Origin of the sequence: Streptacidiphilus sp. MAP12-16 (assembly GCF_041262165.1) — a bacterium.
Lineage (GTDB): Bacteria > Actinomycetota > Actinomycetes > Streptomycetales > Streptomycetaceae > Streptacidiphilus.
This window is the reverse complement of record NZ_JBGCBY010000006.1, coordinates 268198-285216: the sequence shown is the minus strand read 5'-3', so window position 1 is coordinate 285216 and position 17019 is coordinate 268198. Positions and strand designations below refer to the sequence as shown.

The 17019-nt window shown below is 70.2% G+C and carries 10 protein-coding genes and 2 pseudogenes; 6 read left to right on the top strand and 6 right to left on the bottom strand.

Going from position 1 to position 17019, the window contains the following annotated elements:
• The first annotated feature begins 21 nt into the window (after positions 1 to 21).
• From ABIA33_RS10390 to ABIA33_RS10370, 5 genes and pseudogenes are all read left to right on the top strand, one after another.
• A complete protein-coding gene (locus ABIA33_RS10390) occupies positions 22 to 2433 on the top strand; it encodes a glycoside hydrolase N-terminal domain-containing protein (RefSeq protein ID WP_370079617.1) in 2412 nt (803 codons plus the stop codon).
• Positions 2434 to 2472: 39 nt separating this feature from the next.
• Entirely contained in the window at positions 2473 to 3756 is a 1284-nt protein-coding gene (locus ABIA33_RS10385; RefSeq protein WP_370079615.1) for an SGNH/GDSL hydrolase family protein, read from the top strand.
• A gap of 319 nt (positions 3757 to 4075) precedes the next feature.
• The gene (locus ABIA33_RS10380; RefSeq protein ID WP_370079613.1) at positions 4076 to 6220 is read left to right on the top strand and encodes a SpoIIE family protein phosphatase; all 2145 of its coding nucleotides are present in this window, start codon (positions 4076 to 4078) and stop codon (positions 6218 to 6220) included.
• Between the two features lie 15 nt (positions 6221 to 6235).
• Positions 6236 to 6754: pseudogene (locus ABIA33_RS10375) on the top strand (ATP-binding cassette domain-containing protein); the annotation flags it as partial.
• A 213-nt stretch (positions 6755 to 6967) separates the two neighbouring features.
• Positions 6968 to 8095 (top strand): annotated as a pseudogene (locus ABIA33_RS10370) (SpoIIE family protein phosphatase); the annotation flags it as partial.
• Between the two features lie 2 nt (positions 8096 to 8097).
• Here the strand turns inward: ABIA33_RS10370 and ABIA33_RS10365 are convergent.
• Positions 8098 to 8481, bottom strand: coding sequence for a hypothetical protein (locus ABIA33_RS10365; protein ID WP_370079611.1), 384 nt, complete (start codon positions 8479 to 8481; stop codon positions 8098 to 8100).
• A gap of 219 nt (positions 8482 to 8700) precedes the next feature.
• Here ABIA33_RS10365 and ABIA33_RS10360 point away from each other — a divergent pair, with 219 nt between their 5' ends.
• A complete protein-coding gene (locus ABIA33_RS10360; protein WP_370079805.1) occupies positions 8701 to 10173 on the top strand; it encodes a glutamate synthase subunit beta in 1473 nt (490 codons plus the stop codon).
• Between the two features lie 81 nt (positions 10174 to 10254).
• Here ABIA33_RS10360 and ABIA33_RS10355 read toward each other — a convergent pair whose 3' ends face one another.
• From ABIA33_RS10355 to ABIA33_RS10335, 5 genes are all read right to left on the bottom strand, one after another.
• Positions 10255 to 13578 carry a lectin gene (locus tag ABIA33_RS10355; RefSeq protein WP_370079609.1) on the bottom strand — a complete coding sequence of 1108 codons (3324 nt, stop codon included), beginning with the start codon at positions 13576 to 13578 and terminating at the stop codon, positions 10255 to 10257.
• Between the two features lie 221 nt (positions 13579 to 13799).
• Positions 13800 to 14435, bottom strand: coding sequence for a LysE family translocator (locus ABIA33_RS10350; RefSeq protein WP_370079607.1), 636 nt, complete (start codon positions 14433 to 14435; stop codon positions 13800 to 13802).
• Positions 14432 to 14932 (bottom strand): Lrp/AsnC family transcriptional regulator, encoded by a 501-nt coding sequence (locus ABIA33_RS10345; RefSeq protein WP_370079605.1) that lies wholly within the window; start codon positions 14930 to 14932, stop codon positions 14432 to 14434. Before ABIA33_RS10345 ends, ABIA33_RS10350 begins: the two co-directional genes overlap by 4 nt.
• A gap of 101 nt (positions 14933 to 15033) precedes the next feature.
• Entirely contained in the window at positions 15034 to 15795 is a 762-nt protein-coding gene (locus ABIA33_RS10340; protein ID WP_370079803.1) for a carbohydrate ABC transporter permease, read from the bottom strand.
• 74 nt (positions 15796 to 15869) lie between these two features.
• The gene (locus ABIA33_RS10335; RefSeq protein WP_370079603.1) at positions 15870 to 16844 is read right to left on the bottom strand and encodes a carbohydrate ABC transporter permease; all 975 of its coding nucleotides are present in this window, start codon (positions 16842 to 16844) and stop codon (positions 15870 to 15872) included.
• Between the last annotated feature and the right edge of the window lie 175 nt (positions 16845 to 17019).

The window sequence follows — 17019 nt, the reverse complement described above, 5'->3', positions numbered from 1 at the left end:
GAATCTGTGGAGTGCAGAGCCGTGGACATCCAGCACACCGAATCAGGCAACAACCGCCCCAGCCGTAGGAACTTCCTCACTCTCGCCGCCGCTGCCGGCGTGGCCACCACCATGGGCACCATGTCGGCCTTCACAGCGTCGGCGGCCCCCCTCCGCCCCACCGGGTCTCCCCTGCTGTCGGCGGCCGACGCCGCGAAGAACCAGCTGTGGTGGCAGGCCCCCGGTTCTCCCAACTCGATGATCCAGCAGGGCCTGCCGGTCGGGAACGGGCGCCTGGGAGCGCTCGCGAGCAATGACCCCGCCAGCGAGTTCCTGACGATCACCGACGACACCCTGTGGACCGGTGGTCTCAACGACACCTTGCAGAGCGACGGTCAGTTCCCCTACGGCCGGGACGACTTCGGGTCCTACACCCTGCTCGCCCAACTCACCGTCGACATCCCCGGCCACGACCTGAGTTCCGTCGACAACTACCGCCGTACCCTGGACCTGGCCCAGGGCCTGGTCAGCGCCTCGTACGAGGTCTCCGGAGTCACTTACGAGCGGCAGATCTTCGCCAGCCGCCCCGACGACGTCATCGTCCTGCACTTCTCCCAGCGCGGCGGCGGAGCCTACACCGGCACCGTCTCGCTCGCCGGCACCCACGGTGAGTCCACCGCCAACAGCGCCGGTCCCACTGTGTCGTTCGGGGCTGCCTTCGCCAACGGTCTGAAGTACGGCGCCGCCGTCACCGCGTACAGCAGCAGCGGCAAGGTCGGCGCCGCCGGCACGTCGATCTCCTTCAGCGGCTGCACGGACCTCACCGTCGTCGTCAGCGGCGGCACCAACTACGCGCCCAACGCCGCCGCGCAGTTCCGCGACCCGACCGTCGACCCCGAGCACCTCGCCCGGACGAAGGTCCTCGTCGCGTCCGGCCAGTCCGCGACCACCCTGCTGCACACCCATGTCGCCGACTTCCGCGCCGCGTTCGGCCAGTTCGCCATCGACCTGGGTACGTCGTCCGCCGCGCAGCGGGCACTGGACACCTGGGGACGGGTGCAGGCCCGGTGGCGGGACAACCTCCCCGACCCGGAACTCGAGGCCGCCTATGTGCAGTTCGGCCGCTACCTGATGGTCTCGGGCTCGCGGGGCAGCCTGCCGCTGAACCTGCAGGGGCTGTGGCTGGACGGCAACAACCCCGACTGGATGGCCGACTACCACACCGACATCAACATCCAGATGAACTACTGGATGGCCGACCGCGCGGGCCTGTCCCAGTGTTTCGACGCCTTCGCGGACTACTGCCTGGCGCAGCTGCCCTCCTGGACGGACGTCACCCAGCGGCTCTTCAACGCCTCGACCAACAGGTACCGCAACTCCAGCGGCAGGATCGCCGGCTGGACCGTGGCCATCTCCACCAACCCGTATGGCGGAGGCGGCTGGTGGTGGCACCCGGCAGGCAACGCTTGGCTCTGCCTGAACCTGTTCGAGCACTACGAGTACACCCAGGACCGCGCCTACCTCGAGAAGATCTACCCCCTCATCAAGGGCGCCGTGGAGTTCTGGGAGGCGCGCCTCATCACCACCACCGTCACGGACGCGTCCGGGGCGTCCCGCGAGGTCCTGATCGCCGACAGCGACTGGTCGCCCGAGCAGGGCCCGCTGGATGCCAAGGGCATTACCTACGCCCAGGAGTTGGTGTGGAACCTGTTCGGCCACTACCACACGACGACGACGGCTCTCGGGAAGGACACCGCCTACAGCGCGACCATCGACGGTCTGCGTGAGCGCCTCTACCTGCCCGTGGTCAGCCCCACGACCGGCTGGCTGGAGGAGTGGATGTCGCCCGACAACCTCGGCGAAACCACCCACCGTCACCTCTCCCCGCTCATCGGCCTCTTCCCCGGCGACCGGATCCGTCCGGACGACTCCACGCCCAAGGACATCCTCGCCGGTGCGACCGCCCTCCTCACCGCGCGCGGCATGAACAGCTTCGGCTGGGCCAACGCCTGGCGCAGCCTGTGCTGGGCGAGGCTGAAGAACGCGGAGAAGGCGTACCAGCTCGTCGTCACCAACCTGAAGCCGTCGGTCAACGGCAGCAACGGCAGCGCGATGAACCTCTTCGACATCTACGAGGTCAACCCGGGCCGCGGCATCTTCCAGATCGAGGCCAACTTCGGTACCCCCTCGGCGGTCGTCGAGATGCTGGTCTACTCGCGGCCGGGACACGTCGAGCTGCTGCCGGCGCTGCCGGCCGCCTGGGCGGCCTCCGGCTCGGTATCCGGCGTGGGCGTGCGCGGCGGCTTCGTCGCCGACCTCAGCTGGAAGAACGGCAAGGTCACCCAGGCCACGCTGAGGAGCGTCGGCGGCGGAGCCACCACCCTGCTCGCCAACGGGAGTTCGCGACAGATCAGCGTCAGGCCCGGTCAGTCCGTCACGCTGCGGAACCTCTGAGAAGCGCCGGACGAGTCGAGAAGAGTGGAGAGAACAACGATGTTCCAAAATATTCGACGTCCGCGGGTGGACTGCCTACCGCGTCGCCGAGCACTGGTGTCCGTGGCCGCCGCGTTGGCGGGCATGGCCCTGTCCTTCGTGCCACTCGGCGCCGCGCATGCGGCGGGCAGCGCCGCGGCTTCGGTACAGCACACGGGGACCTGGGTCAGCAGCTGGTCGCCCAGCATGACCACCGCCGGCCCGGCCTTCAACGACCAGACCATCCGGATGGTGGCCCACAGCAGTGTCGCCGGCTCCGGCGCACGCATCACCCTCTCCAACCGGTACAGCAGCACCCCGCTCAACGTCAGCGCCGTGGACATCGCGGTCCAGGCAAGCGGGGGAAACGCCGTGCGCGGGACCACGGTGAACGTGACGTTCGGTCACTCCGGCCAGGTCACCATCCCCGCGGGTGAGCAGGCGATCAGCGACGTCATCCCGATCTCGCTCAGCGCCGGGGAGAACGTGCTCGTCAGCCTCTACGTGCCGGGCAGCACGGGCGCCTCCACCTGGCACTCGGACGCGTTCGACACCACCTACACAGCCCCAGGCAACCATGCCGCCGACGACCTCGTGGACGCGTTCGGCTCCACCACGACCTCCTGGTACTACCTGGCCGGGCTGGACGTGGTCTCGCCGACCGCGAAGGGAACGGTGGTCGCCTTCGGGGACTCCATCACGGACGGCTACCACTCGTCCACCGGCACCTACACCCGCTGGCCCGACTTCCTCGCCCGGCGGCTGGGCACCGGAGGCACCCCGCAGAAGCTCAGCGTCGTGGACGCCGGGATCGGCGGCAACCGGGTGCTCACCGACGTCCCCAATCTCTGGCAGGGCGTCAGCGCCCTCAAGCGCTTCGGCCACGACGCCCTCGGCCAGCCAGGAGTCAAGGACGTGATCCTCTTCGAGGGCATCAACGACATCGGCAACAACGCCGGTCCCAACGGCGCGCCGCTGACGGCCGGGGACCTCGAAAACGGATACCGCGCCCTGATCAACGAGGCACATGCGGCCCACGTCAGGGTCATCGGTGCCACCCTGATGCCCGACCAGGGCAACGGGTACTACACGCCCGCAGCCGAGACCATCCGTCAGAGCGTCAACCAGTGGATCCGCACCGGCGGCGCCTTCGACGGCGTCATCGACTTCGACCAGGCCATGCGCAACCCAGCGAACCCAGCCGCTCTCAACCCGTTCTTCGACTCGGGCGATCACCTCCACCCCGACGACATCGGCATGAAGGTGATGGCCGACGCGATCGACCTGCGACTGCTGCACGTCTGACGCACGCAGGCACCGACCCCCTCCGATGCGGCGCCCGCGAGCCGGAATGGCTCGCGGGCGCCACCGTGCTCTCCGGCGCTGTGGGCTCCCCCGGGAGTCGCTCGCCCAGTTGGTCGAATCGTGCCACCGGAACTCCCACGGTCACCGAGAACGGCGTCCGCGCGCTGACCGGCACCGAGCAGTGGTTCGGCGCCGGTGGAACCGGGCCGGCCCGCGGCCGGGCATTCCGGCCTCTACCGGGACAGGTGGTGCCCCGACGGGCCAGTATGGGAAGTGGACATTGCAGGTGCACCCCGTCGGCTCGAATGAGGTGGTTGCGGTGGGCGCGTCACGGCCCGCATCCTCGCGGCCCGGACGTGGGGGCGCCGAGCCGCCCGCCAAGGACGACCTCGAGCCGCTGGCGGAGGTCCTGCGATCGATACCCGACCGGCTGGACGCGCATCTCGGCGGGCTCTACCTCCTGTCCGAGGACGGCCATCTGCTGGAACTGGCGCTGACGCTCGGGGCCGCGCGCGGGTTCACCCGACCATGGCAGCGGGTGGGCCTGGCGGCACCGATTCCGGTGGCCGACGCGGTGCGCGGCGGCCACGTGGTGTGGGTGGGCGGTGCGGAGGAGATGGCGCGCCGGTATCCGCGGGTGGCCGTGGCCATGCCGTACGCGTTCTGCCTCGCCGCGGCTCCGATCGTCGCGCACGGGGTGACGCTCGGGACCGTCTTCGTTCTCTGGCCCGCCTCGCATCCGCCGGAGCTGTCGTCTGCCGAGCGACACGGGCTCGCCCTGCTCGCGGCGGATCTGGCCGAGCTGGTGGAGCGGGCGGCGCGGACGGGAAAACCGCTCCGGCCCGGCCCGCGCTCGGTGGCGATCACCGCCGAGTACGCCGCCGCCGACCCGCTCACAGCGACGGTGGCGCGGCTGCCGGAGGGCATGTGCGGCATCGACCTGGACGGCAGACTGACCTGCGTCACGCCGACCGCGGCCGAGCTGCTCGGGGAACCGGTCGAACAGCTGCTCGGCGAGCGGCCGTGGTCAGCGCTGCCCTGGCTCGTCGATCCCGTGTACGAGTACCACTACCGGGCTGCCGTGATCAGCGGGCAGTCCACATCGTTCGTGGCAGTAAGGCCGCCGGACCGCTGGCTGTACTTCCAGCTCTACCCGGACCCCTCGGGGGTCACGGTACGGATCAGCGACGCCGAGGCCTCCCAGCACGACCTGCCCGCCGCCGACTCACCCCCCGACACGGTCGTGCACACGCGGCCCGGAGCGCTGTACCACATCCTCCACCTCGCCAGCGCGCTGACCGAGGCCGTGAGCGTGCAGGACGTGGTGGGCATGATCGCCGACCAGATCGTACCGGCCTTCGGCGGCCAGGCCGTCGCGGTACTGCTGGTCGAAGGCGGCCGGCTCCGCAAGGTCGGCCACCGCGGCTACCCGCCCGGCCTGATCGACAAGTTCGACGGAACTCCGCTGACCGAGCCCACACCGGGCGTCCAAGCGTCGACCAGCCCGGTGCCGGCTTTCTTCGAGTCGCGTGCCGAGCTGGAGCGGCTCTATCCCGGCCGCCGCGAGACCCAGGACGGGATGTCCGCCTGGGCCTACCTGCCGCTGGTGACCTCGGGCCGGCTGATCGGCACCTGCGTGCTGGCGTTCGCCGCGCCGCACCGGTTCGGAACGGAGGAACGCACCGTCCTCACCTCGCTCGGCGGCCTGGTCGCCCAGGCCCTCGACCGGGCCCGCCTGTACGACACCAAGCTCGGCCTCGCCCACGGTCTGCAGGACAGCCTGCTGCCCCAGGCTCTGCCCAAAGTCCCGGGACTTGAGGCCACCGCCCGCTACCTGCCGGGCACGGAGGGCCTGGACATCGGCGGCGACTTCTACGACCTCATCCGCGTCGACGGCGACGCCGTGGCCGTCGTCATCGGCGACGTCCAGGGCCACAACGTCAACGCCGCCGCCCTGATGGGCCAGATCCGCACCGCCGTACGCGCCTTCGCGACGGCCGACGCCAACCCCAGCACCGTGCTCGCCCGAACCAACCGCCTGCTGGCCGACCTGGACACCACCCTGCTGGCGAGCTGCGCCTACCTGCGGGTCGACCTCACCAGGCGGGAGGCGTGGCTGGCCGATGCCGGGCACCCTGCGCCGCTGCTGCGGAGCCCCGACGGCCGGGCGAGTCTGCTGGAGCCGCGCAGCGGCATGATGCTGAACGTCGACCCCACCGCCGAGTACCCGCTGACCCGTATCGACCTGCCGATCGGCGCCACTCTGGCGCTGTACACCGACGGCCTCATCGAGGCGCCCGGCGTCGACCTCGACCAAGCATTGGCCGACCTGTGCGCCAAACTCGCCCTCCACGGCGGGGAACCGCTGGACCACTTGGCCGATATGCTCATCGGCCAGATCAAGCAGGCCGAGCATCGTACCGACGACATCGCGCTCCTTCTGGTCCGTTCCGTCCCCCGTTGAACCGCGCTAGGGAAGGTGTTGGTTTCCGTGGCACGTATTCCCCTGGTCGCCCTGCGTGGGGTCTCCACCCGGTTCGGCAATGTACAGGCCTTGAGCGCCGTCGACCTCGAGATCAACGAGGGAGAGGTCGTCGCTCTGGTCGGGGACAACGGTGCCGGGAAGTCCACCCTGGTCAAGGCCATCGCCGGGGTGTCCCCGCCGGACAGCGGGGTGATCGAGTGGGAGGGCCGGGCGGTCGACCTCAGCACTCCTGGCGATGCCCAGGACCTGGGCATCGCCACCGTCCACCAGGACCTGTCGCTCTGCGACAACCTCGACACCGTGAGCAATCTCTACCTCGGCCGAGAGCTCCACAAATTCGGCATCTTCCTCGACCAGGTCGAGATGGAGAAGCGCTGTCGCAGGCTGCTGACCGACCTCTCGACCCGGATCCCCAGCGTGCGCGTCCCGGTCGGCTCGCTCTCCGGAGGCCAGCGCCAGACCGTCGCCATCGCCCGCGCGCTGATCGGCAAGCCCAGGATCGTGGTCCTGGACGAGCCCACCGCCGCCCTCGGCGTCGGGCAGACCGCCCTGATCCTCAAGCTGGTCGAGCGCCTCCGTGACCAGCGCCTCGGCGTGCTCCTGGTCAGCCACGACCTGGAGAGCGTGCGCGCGGTCGCGGACCGGGTGGCGGTGCTGCGGCTCGGCCGCATCACCGGCGTGTTCGACACGAAGTACGCCACCCAGGAGCAGATCATCTCGGCCATCACCGGCAACCACGCCATGGCCGTGACCCTGCAGCAGAGCCTGCTTCCTCGCGGGCTGCCCGAACAGGACGCCCTCGACGTCGCCTACCGCTACCTGCCCGCGCAGGCGGGGGTGGGCGGCGACTGGTTCGACGTGATTCCGCTGCCAGGCGCCCGGGTCGCGCTGGTCGTCGGGGACATCGTCGGGCACGGCATGCACGCCGCTGCCACGATGGGCCGGCTGCGGACCGCCGTGCACAACTTCTCCATGCTGGACCTGCCCCCCGACGACCTTCTCGCGCACCTCGACGAGCTGGTCAGCCGGATCGACAAGGACGAGGCCGGCGCGAGCGGCGACGCCTCGATCGCCGGGGCGACCTGCCTGTACGCGATCTACGACCCGGTCTCGCGCTGCTGCGAACTGGCCCGGGCCGGCCATCTCCCGCCCGCGCTGGTCCATCCCGACGGCACAGTGGAGTACCTCGACCTGCCGGCCGGCCCGCCGCTGGGCCTGGGGGGCCTGCCCTTTGAGACGGTACAAGTGCAACTGCCCGAGGGCAGCCAGCTGGTCCTGTACACCGACGGACTCGTCGAGGACCGCAGCCGCGACATCGACCTCGGACTCGACCTCCTGCGCGAGGCCCTGGCCAAGGCCGGCCGGCCCCCGGAGGAGACCTGCGATGCGGTGCTCGACGCGCTGCTGCCCGCCTACCCGAAGGACGACATCGCCCTTCTCGTCGCCCGCACCCGCGCGCTGCCGCAGGACTGGATCGCCGAGTGGGACGTGCCCTTGGACCCGTCCGCCGTCGCCGGTGTGCGGGCCGCGGCCAGCCGGCACCTCGAGGAGTGGGGGCTGGACGACCTGGTGTTCACCACCGAGCTGATCCTCAGCGAGCTGGTCACCAACGCCATCCGCTACGCCACCGGACCCATCCACGTCCGCCTGCTCCGGGACCGCAGCCTGATCTGCGAGGTCTCGGACACCAGCAACACCTCCCCGCATCTGCGCTACGCGGCCACGATGGACGAGGGCGGACGCGGACTGTTCCTCGTCGCCCAGTTCGCCGAGCACTGGGGTACCCGGTACACGCCCACCCGCAAGATCATCTGGGCCGAGCAGCCGCTGCCCAAGAGCGCGCAGGAGCGCTGAGTTCAGGCATGGGCGAGCGTCGTCAGGCGCAGCCGGACCTCCAGTTCCTGGTCACCGGAGACCGCGCCGCGCGACTCCACAGCGAACGCCTCAGCGAGGGCGTCCTGGACCTCGTGGACGTCGTGCGGGCATCCGCTCACACCGGCGTCCACAGCGCCGCTCAGGGCGGCGGGTCCCGCTCCGGTGTGGTGGGTGTGCATGTCGACGCTCATGGACCACACGGTCGGGTGGCTCGACCTGCCGCTGGACGGGCCGGCCGACATCCGGGCGGTCGGCTCCACGTGCGGGAAGACGGCCTCAAGGGCGTGGAACACGGCGTCCGCGTCCTGGGCGTCGCAGCCGGTGAGGAGGACGTCGACGTGGCTGGAAGGGTGAGTTGAGGTCATCGGATGCTCCCATGGCGGCGATGCGGCCCCCCACACTGCGACTGTAGGCCGCGCCGGCCCGAATGGCGCGCCTGCGTCCGGCGTGCCTGCGTTGAAGACCGACCGGCAAGACCGACCTGCATCCCGGGCGACGACATCGCGCCACGCTGTCGGTGGAGACGTATCGTGGCGAGAACAGGCGGCGGCCTCTGCCGAGGGCCGCCGACGTTGGAGCTCGCCATGGCCGACATCAAGGGATTTCTCACCACTCCCCGCCAGGAATCCGTCCGGCGCCCGGTCCAGGAACGCGTCCGGGACTGGAACGAGGTCTACGACGGGCAGAGCCTCCTGCCGATCATCGACAAGCAGGCGGGGCGCTGCATGTCCTGCGGCATCCCCTTCTGCCATCACGGCTGCCCGCTGGGCAATCTGATCCCCGACTGGAACGACCTGGTCTCCAGGAACAACTGGGCGAGCGCCGGCGAGTGGTTGCACGCGACCAACAACTTCCCGGAGTTCACCGGACGGTTGTGCCCGGCGCCGTGCGAGAGCGCCTGCGTGCTGGCCATCAACCAGCCCGCGGTCACGATCAAGAACGTCGAGGTCTCCATCGCCGACCGGGCCTGGGAGGAGGGCTGGGTCAGGCCCCTGCCCCCGGAGCGGATGTCCGGCAAGATCGTCGCCGTCATCGGCTCCGGTCCCTCGGGTCTGGCCTGCGCCCAGCAGCTCACCCGGGCCGGGCACACGGTCGTCGTCTACGAGCGGGACGACCGGGTCGGCGGGCTGCTGCGGTACGGCATTCCCGAGTTCAGGTTGGAGAAGCGGCGGCTGGACCGGCGGCTGGAGCAGATGCGCGCGGAGGGTACCCGGTTCCGTACCCGGGTCGCCGTCGGTAGCGATCTGGACGCCGCCGAACTGGCCGAACGCTGCGACGCGGTGGTGGTCGCCGTCGGCGCCACCGCCTGGCGGGACCTGCCGGTTCCCGGTCGGGAGCTGGCCGGTGTCCACCAGGCGATGGAGTACCTCCCGCTCGCCAACCGCGCCTGCGCGGGCGACTTCGCGGGTCCGCCGCCCATCAGCGCCGAGGGCAGGCACGTGGCCATCGTCGGCGGCGGCGACACCGGCGCGGACTGCCTCGGTACCGTGCTGCGCCAGGGCGCGGCCTCCGTCGTGCAGTTGGACATCCACCCGTCACCCGGCCGGGAGCGGCCCGCCGACGAACCGTGGCCGGTGTACCCGAAGGTCCTCCGGACCTCCAGCGCCCACCAGGAGGCCGGGGAGCGGGCGGACGGAGACGTACGGGTCTTCTCGGCGTCCACGCTGCGCTTCGAGGGCGACCCGAGCGGCCACGTGCGAGCGCTGCACCTGGAGGTGGAGCCGGAGGAGTGGCAGTCCGAGCGGGCCACCGAGCGGATGCTGCCGGCGGACCTGGCCCTGCTGGCCCTGGGATTCTCCGGGCCTGAGCCGGACAGCGGTCTGGTGCAGCAGCTCGGCCTGCGGCTGGCCGCGGACGGCAGCTTCGCCCGCGCTGACGACTTCACCGCAGGAACGGACGGGGTGTTCGTGGCGGGCGACGCCGGCCGGGGTCAGTCGCTCGTCGTCTGGGCGATCGCCGAGGGCCGCGCGGTCGCCGCCGCCGTCGACCGCAAGCTGACCGGGTCTGCCGCCATGCCTGCGCCCATCCGCCCGTCGGACCGGCCGCTGGTGCTGTGAGCTCGTTCGGCATGCGACGCGGGGTGGACGGCCGAGGTCGGCCGTCCACCCCGCGCGCCGTGTGCGCGTCAGCGGTTGCGATCAGCTCGCGAAGCCGATGCCGAACAGATGCAGGGTCCCGTCCGCGGTCACCGGCAGGGTGACGCTGGCGACCTGCTTGCCCCCGGTCAGCGGGAGCCTGCTGCTGAACACGTAGGTGGTCACCTTGTCCCGGGTGCCGTCGGCGACGTTGCGGTACGGCGTCGTGACGACCGTGCTGGTCCCGGCGACCGGCTTGCTGGACCCGGCGTCGAGGGTCCAGTCGGCCAGGGCCAGGGTGACCTTGTCGGAGGAGCCGTCGGTGTACGTGACGGTCACGACACCACTGGTGCCCTTCGCGGGCGCGTTGATCGCGGCGCCGAGGAACCCGACTGCGGTGGCACCCGCGGGTGCGGAGACCGGGATGGTCTGGCCGGCCGCAGCGATGTTGTCCGGTTTGCCCGCCCCGGCCGGCCACGGATAGGTGATGCCGTCCGCGGTGACCGTGCTCCCGGTCTTCACCCCGGCGGCGTCCAGCGCGTTCTGCGAGTAGGCCCAGCCCTGCTCGTCGAAGCCGCCGCCGAAGGTGGCACCGTCGGCGTACACGCCGGTCCCGGTGGCGTACGGCCACAACGAGCCCGCCGTGGCCACCGCGACGTGCAGCGCGGTCGGCGGCAGGGTGCCGACACCGCCCGTGCTGAGACTGATCGGCACCGAGTAGGCGCCCTCAGCGCCTCCCGCGGTCACCTGCAACTGCTGCTCCGCGCGGGAGTTGGCCGGGACGGTGACGCTTCCGGCGGTGGCGGTCAGGGTCACCCCGGCGGGCGGCTTCGCCGACCAGGAGACGCTGACCGGACTACCGGAGATGTTGACCAGGTCCAGCGTTCCGGTTCCGCTCGCGCCGGGCGCCAGAACCAGACCGGCGCCTGACGGGCCGGTCGCGGCGACGATGTCGCGCTGACCGGTGCTGTCGGAGGGCGGCGCGGCGGAAGCCGACGAGCCCCAGGCGGTGTTGGGAGTGCTGCCCAGGGTGTAGTCCAGGGTCGCGCCGCCCGACAGTTCGGCGAAACTCACCCAGGGCTGGTTCCATGCCTTGTCGTCGACCTTCAGGCCCTGCACGTACGGGCTGCCGGTGGCCGCGGCGGGAGCGTTGATCGTCAGCGCGTGCCCGCTGCCGATCTGCACGCGCGCGGTCGGGAAGACCGGGCTGCCGAGCACGAGCGTGTCGGTGCCGGGCGTCTCCGGGTACATGCCCAGCTCGGACCACACGTACCAGGAGGACATCGCACCCAGGTCGTCGTTGCCGAAGGAGCCGACCGGAGCGTTGAAGTACAGCTGCTGCTGCACGTCCCGCACCGCCTTCTGGGCCTTCCAGGGTTGGCCCAGGTACGCGTACTCCCAGGGGATCTCCAGGCTGGGCTCGTTGCTGAGGTCGGCGTTGGTGCTGCCGGGCTTGGCCAGGTTGGACAGCAGGTCGTCCAGATAGCTGCCGTAGGCGTCGACCCCGCCGCGCGAGCGGATCAGCGCCTGGAGGTTGAACGGGACCATCGGCGTGTACTGGGCCGAGGTGCCCTCGACGAACCCGTTGGAGGTACCGGGGGTGAAGCCGGTCGCGAACTCGCCGCTCGCCAGCTTGGCCTGCAGGTAGCCGGTCTGCGGGTCGAAGACGTTCTGCCAGTCCTGGGCCCGGCCGGCGAAGGAGGTGTAAAGGTCCTTCTTCCCGAGGGACTTGGCGAGCGAGGCGATGGCGAAGTCCGCGGTGTCGTACTCCTGCTGGGTCGATACCGGGCCGTAGAAGTTGCAGCAGCCCCAGGTGCTGTTGTCGATCGGGAGGTATCCCTTGGCGTCCCGCACGGACTCGCCCGGACGGTCGTTGTTGGCGTGGGTGGCCTGCCAGGTCATCGCATCCAGGGCGTGGCCGGTGCTGAAGTCGCGGGCGCCGAAGGCGTAGGCGTCAGCGATGATGCCGTCGGCGGGGTCGCCGACCATGACGTAGCTCTCCCCGTTGTTCTGCGCCCACTTGGGCAGTATCCCGGTCTGGTCGTAGCCGTTCAGCATGGACCGGACCACGTCCGAGACCACGTGCGGGGCGACCACGGCCATCAGCTGGGTCTGCGAGCGGTAGGTGTCCCAGCCCGAGTAGTTGGCGTACTGGACGTGCCCCTTGGCGGTGGTGTGGATCTGCCGGTCCATCCCCATGTACTGCCCGTTGCTGTCGGAGAACACGTTGGGGTGCAGCAGTGCGTGGTAGAGGGCCGTGTAGAACTCGGTCTGCTGGTCGCTGCTTCCGCCGCCCACCTGGATCCGGTCGAGGGTCCGGTTCCAGGCGTCGTGGGTGGCCTGTCGCACGGCGTCGAAGTCCCAGCCGTGGATCTCGCCGGCGAGGTTGCCCGTGGCGTTGGCGTCCGAGGTGTACGAGATGCCGACCTTCGCGGTGACGGTCGATGCCGTGGAGGTGTCGAAGCCGAGGTAGACGCCGTTGGCGCCGACCACCGGCGGGTTGGTGGGGGCCTTGGTCGCCGGAGCCCCGTTGCTGCCGTGGGTCGTGGGCTGTGTCCGCTCCGGGAGGGTGAAGTGGGGTTCCTGCTGGGCCGGTCGGGTCGAGCGGGGGGTCGGCTGCTGCACCGGGGCGCCCAGCTTCAACGTCTTGACGTTCGGGTTCACCGTGCTGCCGACCCAGGTGCCGCTGCTGCTGAAGGGGTGGTCGAAGCTGATGTCGAAGTGCAGCGTGTAGGTGTTGTTGGCGCCGCAGAAGTGGCCGCTGTCGATCGCGCCGACCACCTCGTGGTCGTTGACCACCTGCGCCCGGGTTCCGTCGATCTTGGTGGCGCCTCCGCTCAACTTGAGGAGCAGATGGGCGTCGGACCCGCTGGGGAAGGTGAACTGGCCGATCCCGGCCCGGGTGGTGGCGCTCAGTCGGGTGGCCACTCCGGCGGCGTCGGTCAGCGCGTAGTACCCGGCCTGCGCGCTCTCCTTGCTGTGGTCAAAACCGACCGTGGTCGCACCGAGACTGCCGCTGATCGCGCCGGTGAAGGGCAGGATGGGCAGATCGCCCGCGGCCGGGCAGCCCGGCCCGGACATGTGGGTCAGGCTGTAGCCCGAGACCTTCTTGTCGGTGTACTCATAACCGCCGCCGTCCGGACGGCTGGTGGTGTCAGGGCTCCACTGCACCATGCCGAAGGGCGCGTCCGCGCCGGGAAAGGTGTCGACCGCGCCGGACGTCCCGATGAAGGGATTCACCAGCGAGGCCGGGTCGTTGACGAGGCCGACCGCGTGGGCGGCAGGAGCCGCCAGCGCCTGCAGCGGCAGCGCCACCAGCGCGGCCGCGGAGAACGCGGCGAGAGCTGTGCGGAGGACGGACGCGCCAGGGCGCCCGGATCGTGCCATCACGTGCCTCCAAGGGACGGGGACGGTCTTCTCGGCCACTGCATGCGCCCAGCCTGGAGACAACGTTGTCAGGGGTCGCTGGTCCGCGTGACAACGTTGCCAAATGTGTGTTGGAGAGCAGTCAAACCGCCAGCTGACCCAAAGTCAACACAGCGCGCACAGGCAACAGCCAGGAACCCTCTCTCACCGCCGTTCTGTCCACGAGGATGTCAAGGGCCAGGTCATGCGAATGAGAGCTGCGGGAGGACGTCGCGGGCGAGCAGGACGGCGGCGAGGGCGACGAACAGAGCGCCGGACGCGGCGTTGAGCAGGCTCTGGCCGCGGATTCCGAATCCACGGCCGGAACGAGCGATGGCGAAGGCGAGGGCGGCTTCCAGTCCTGAGGCGACGGCGAACCAGGTCACCGTGAAGAGGACCAGCCCGGCCCAGCCTGCCGCATGCCGGGCCTGCAGCATCGTGGGCGTGCCGGTGGCAAGCCAGAACGTCCAGGAGAGCGGGTTGACCAGGTTGGCCGTGACCCCCTTCCAGAAGGCCCAGGACTCCGCCGCCGGAAAGGCGGCCTGACGGCGCCACAGCCGGCGGGCGTCGCGCACCGCCACTGCGGCGAGGTAGAGGAAGAACGCCGCGCCGACCGAGCCGACCCATACCGCCGCCCCGGCGACCGCGCTGATGACCCCGGCGAAGGCCAGCGCCGGGACCATGAGGATCAGGTCGGCGGTGGCGGAGCCGAGGATGACCCGGAGCCCGGCCGCGAATCCCTGGGTCGCGGAGGTCTGCAGGATCGTCACGAAGATCGGGCCGACGGACAGCGCCGCGCCCGCACCGAGCAGCACGCCGAGCCAGAGCGCCTCGGTCACGGCCGGACCTCCTGGTTCCGCACCGGCTGCGGCGCGGTGAGGTGTGCGCTGGCTGTGGGCTCCTTGATGGTCTCCAGCGCGATGGAGGTCACGGTCCGGGTGACGCCGGGGATCGCCCGGATCCGCGCGAGGAGGAGGCGCAAGGTCTGCGGGGACCCGGTACGCACCTTGAGCACATAGCTGTCCTCACCGTCGACGTCGTGGCATTCCAGCACCTGCGGCTCGCCGTGGACGAAGGTCTCGAACGGCTGCTGCTCGTCGGCGTCGGCACGGGTCACCACCCGCATGTGTGCGACCAGGCCCTGGTTGAGCGCCTGCGGGTCGATGAGCGTGGTGTAGCCGCGGATCACGCCGTCACGCTCCATCCGCCGCACCCGGGAGTAGACGGACGGGCCGGTCAGCCCGACCGTCTTGGCGATGGCGGCATGGGTGGCGCGGCCGTCCGCCTGCAGGATCCGGAGGATCTCCCGGTCGACGGCATCGAGCTCACCGGTCACGACATCATTCAACGGTCTGGCCAATCTCCCAACGATTCGTACGCCGGTAAACTAGATCACGACCGTTCCGTTGTCCACTCTGGTTCGGGCCGGTCGCCGGGTCAGTCCTTGACGGCTCCGGTGGTGACGCCGGCGGCGATGTAGCGCTGGGCGAGGACCAGGATCAGGGTGGCCGGGAGGGAGGCGACGACGGCCGTGGCCATGATGGCGTTCCACTGCTGGTTGTTGTTGCCGATGTAGTGGTAGATGCCCAGGGTGATCGGCTCGCGGGCGCCGCCGCCGTCCAGGGTGCTGGCGAACACGAAGTCCGACCAGGACCAGAGGAACGCGAACAGCGACACGGTGACCACCGCGTTGCGGCTCATCGGCAGCACGATGGACCAGAAGGTGCGCACGCTGCCCGCGCCGTCGGTCCTGGCCGCCTGCAACAACTCGCCGGGGATGGTGGACATGAACGCGGTGAAGATCAGCACGCCGAACGGCACCGCCAGGGTGGAGTCGGCCACGATCAGCCCCGGCACCGACTGCAGCAGGCCCAACCGCAGGTAGATCGCGTAGAAGCCCATCGCCATGATGATCCCCGGGATCATCTGCGCCACCAGCAGCAGGAAGCTGAGCACCCCGCCACCGCGCGGGCGCAGCTTGGCCAGCGCGTAGCCGGCCGGGGCGGCCAGCGCCACGGTCAGCGCCACGGTGCCCAGTCCGATCCCCAGGCTGGTTCCGAGGTAGGGCAGTTGCTCGTGCAGGACGGCGCGGTAGCCGTCCAGGGTGCCGTGCAGCGGGAACCAGGCCGGTGGGGTGCGGCGCATGTCCTGGTCGCGGGTCAGCGAGACGTTGACCATCCAGTAGACCGGGAACAGCATGACCGCGGTCAGGGCCAGTCCCAGGGCGGTCTTCCACCAGGTGGTGCGGGCTGCCGTGGTCGTCGATCGTGTGGTCACGGGGTGTTCTGCTTTCGCTGGACGCGGATGTAGAGCAGGCCGAAGCCCAGGGCGGCGACCACCAGCAGGTTGCCCACCGCCGCACCGGGGCCGAAGGCGGGCAGCAGGTTGCCGAAGCCCAGCCGGTATGACCAGGTGGCGAAGGTGGTCGAGGAGTCCGCCGGACCGCCCCGGGTCATGATCCAGATGATGTCGAACACCTTGAGCGTGTACACCAGTCCCAGCAGCAGGGTGATCGCCGAGACCGGCCGCAGCAGCGGGAAGGTGATCCGCCAGAACCGCTGCCAGGCGTTCGCGCCGTCCAGCGCGGCTGCCTCGTACAGACTGCCCGGAATGGCCTGCAACCCGCTGTAGAGCACCACCAGGTTGAACGGGATGCCGATCCAGATGTTCGCCAGCGTCACCGACGCCAGCGACCAGGTGGGCGAGGTCAGCCAGTGCACCGGGGCGATGCCCAGCCCGTGCAGCACCGCGTTGACCACCCCTGAGTCGCTGTTGAGCATCCACGACCAGGTCGACGCCGACACGATCAGCGGCAGCAGCCACGGCACCAGGAACAGCGCGCGCAGCGTCGCCGAGAGCCGGAAGTGCTGGGTGAAGAACACCGCCAGCGCCAGCCCGATCCCGTACTGGAACGCCAGACTCACCGCGGTGAACACCACCGTGTGCAGCAGCGCCGGTACGAACGTGGGATCACCCAGCACCTGGCGGTAGTTCGCCAGCCCCGAGAACGGCGCACCACCCTGCACAAACGAGCGCAGCGTGTAGTGACGCAGGCTCAGATCCAGGTTCCGGTACAGCGGATAGGCGTAGAACACCGCCAGGTACAGGAGTACCGGGGCGAGGAACCCCCAAGCAGCCCAGCGCTCAGGATTCGCGCGACGACGCGGAGGCGCCGACGTGGGGGTGCCCTTCACGGGTCGGCGATCGGAGGCCGGTCGGCGTCGTGGCAGCTGTGCGGTGTGGTTCACGGTAACGGGATCCTTGCTACTTTGCGGCGGACTGGGCTGCCGCGAGCGCGGCCTGCGGCGACGTCTCTCCGCCGAGCGAGAGGTGGACGGCGTTGGAGAGCCGCTGGGAGATCGTGGAGTACGCGGCACCCAGGTTGTCGCCGGTACGCCCCTTCGCGGCTTGGACTGCGCGCAG

Excerpts from the sequence above, each read along its gene's own strand:
- ABIA33_RS10385 (WP_370079615.1), top strand. The coding sequence starts at position 2,473 with ATGTTCCAAAATATTCGACGTCCGCGGGTGGACTGCCTACCGCGTCGC.
- ABIA33_RS10365 (WP_370079611.1), bottom strand. The coding sequence starts at position 8,481 with ATGACCTCAACTCACCCTTCCAGCCACGTCGACGTCCTCCTCACCGGC.
- ABIA33_RS10360 (WP_370079805.1), top strand. The coding sequence starts at position 8,701 with ATGGCCGACATCAAGGGATTTCTCACCACTCCCCGCCAGGAATCCGTC.
- ABIA33_RS10355 (WP_370079609.1), bottom strand. The coding sequence starts at position 13,578 with ATGGCACGATCCGGGCGCCCTGGCGCGTCCGTCCTCCGCACAGCTCTC.
- ABIA33_RS10340 (WP_370079803.1), bottom strand. The coding sequence starts at position 15,795 with ATGCTGTTCCCGGTCTACTGGATGGTCAACGTCTCGCTGACCCGCGAC.